Below are 2,073 nucleotides of genomic sequence, written 5' to 3'. Positions count from 1 at the left end.
CGCGGCCGGGCGGGGTGCGGCGCACCGCAGGTCCAGGCGCGGCAGCGGCCCGCCCAGGGTGCGGCGCCAGTATGCGCGGTCCGCGGCGGCCTCGTCACCTTCGAGCCAGGCCGCTTCCCGCGCGGTCCACTCCCGGTACTGCACGGCGGGCGGCAGCCCCTGCCATGGTGCGCGGCCCGCGGCTAGTTCGTCGTGGGCGTGCAGCAGGTCGTCCACGACGAGGTCGACGCTGTCGCCGTCGTAGACGATGTGGTGGGCGGTGACGACGAGGACGTCGCCGCCCGGGGCGCCGCGCAGCAGCCGCACCTCGAACAGGGGACCGGCGGCGAGGTCGAAGGCGGTGGCCTGGGCGGCCCGCACCTCGGCGGTGAGCGCGTCCCATCCGGCCGTCGGGCCCAGGTCGACGACGTGCAGCGGTGCCCCGCCGGGGAGCCGGTCCATGACGATCTGCCGGGCGGTGCCGTCGACGACGGCGAAGCGGCTGCGCAGCACCTCGTGGCGGTCGGCGAGCGCGACGGTGGCCCGTCGCAGTGTGTCGGGGTCGAGGGCGCGGCCGGGCCGCAGCGCGTCGCTGATGTTGAGGGCGGTCGCCACGCGGCTGGAGCGGGCGGCGGTCCAGATGCGGCGCTGGGCCCGCGACAGCGGCAGGACGCCGCCGTCGAGGGCGGCCGTGCCGTCGGATCCGCCGGTGTGCGGTGCGGAGTGGGCGAGGTGGGCGGCCAGAGCGCGGACCGTCTGGTGCCGGAAGACGATGTTCAGCGGCACGCGGGTGCCGAACTCGTCCCGCAGCCCGGCCGCGATACGGGCCGCGGTGAGGCTGTGGCCGCCCAGCGCGAACAGGTTGGCGCCGGGGTCGGTGACCGGCTGTCCGAGCACTTCCTGCCACACCCGGGCGACCCGCTGCTCGTCCGGCGTGAGCTGTGTGGTGTCGTCGCCGCCGCGGGCCGTCCCGGTGCCGGGGTCGGGCAGGGCACGGCGGTCGAGCTTGCCGTTCGGGCCGAGCGGCAGTTCGGCGATCTCGGTGTAGGCGGCGGGGACCATCGCGGCGGGCAGCCGCTCCTGGAGGAAGGCACGCAGGGCGGGCGGGTCGCAGCGGCCCACCACATAGGCGATGAGGGCGAGTTCATCCGCGCCGGGCAGGGTCCGGGCGACGACCGCGCAGCGGCGCACGTCGGGGTGTCCGTTGAGGACGGCGGCCACCTCGCCGGGCTCGACCCGGTTGCCGCGGATCTTGACCTGGTCGTCGATGCGGCCGAGGAAGGCGAGGTTGCCGTCCGCCCGGCGCACGGCGAGGTCACCGGTGCGGTACATCACCTGGCCGGGGCGTACCGGGTTGGGGACGAAGCGGCTCGAGGTGAGGGCGGGATTGCCCAGGTAGCCGCGGGCGACTCCGGCTCCGGAGATGCACAGTTCGCCGGGTACGCCGATGGGGGCGAGGCTGCCGAAGGGGTCGAGGACGTCGACGGTCTTGTTGGCGATGGGGTGGCCGATCAGCACGTCGGCGCCGGGGTCGGTGATGCGGTGGACCGTGGTCCACACACTGTCCTCGGTGGGCCCGTACTCGTTGTACAGCACGGTGTCGGGCAGCAACCGGGCATGGCGGGCGGCGAGTTCCTCCGGCAGCCGCTCGCCCACCAGCACGACCTGGCGCACCGACGTCAGCTGCGGGGCGCAGCGCTCCAGCAGCAGCCGGTACAGGCTCGGCACCATCATGATGTGGGAGACGGCGTTGCGGTGTATCTCCTCGGCGACATGGCCGACGTCCAGCAGCCGCTCCTTGGCGAGGACGACGACACGGGTGCCCGCGATCAGTGCGGAGAAGATGTCGTTGACGCCGCTGTCGGAGTGCAGCGGCGGCACCTGAAGGACCGCCGCGTCGCCGTCGAAGCCGTAGTAACCGGCCCGGTAGTGGACGGTGTTGACGATGCCCCGGTGCTCGACCATGACGCCCTTGGGACGGCCGGTGGAGCCGGAGGTGTAGATGACGTAGGCGAGCTCCCGGGGCCCGGCCCGGCGGGCGGCGGGCAGCGCCGGGGCGGCGTCGGGCCCGGGGGTGCGCGGGTCGAGGACCGG

At 74.7% G+C, this 2,073-nt stretch carries 1 protein-coding gene; it reads right to left on the bottom strand.

From position 1 onward, the window contains the following. Positions 1 to 2,073 (bottom strand): AMP-binding protein (locus AB0I98_RS49765; protein ID WP_362953147.1); only part of this gene is annotated, 2,073 nt, incomplete at both ends.

This window comes from Streptomyces sp. NPDC050211 (genome assembly GCF_040656035.1).
Taxonomy (GTDB): Bacteria; Actinomycetota; Actinomycetes; order Streptomycetales; family Streptomycetaceae; genus Streptomyces.
This window is presented reverse-complemented; position numbering and strand designations above follow the sequence as displayed.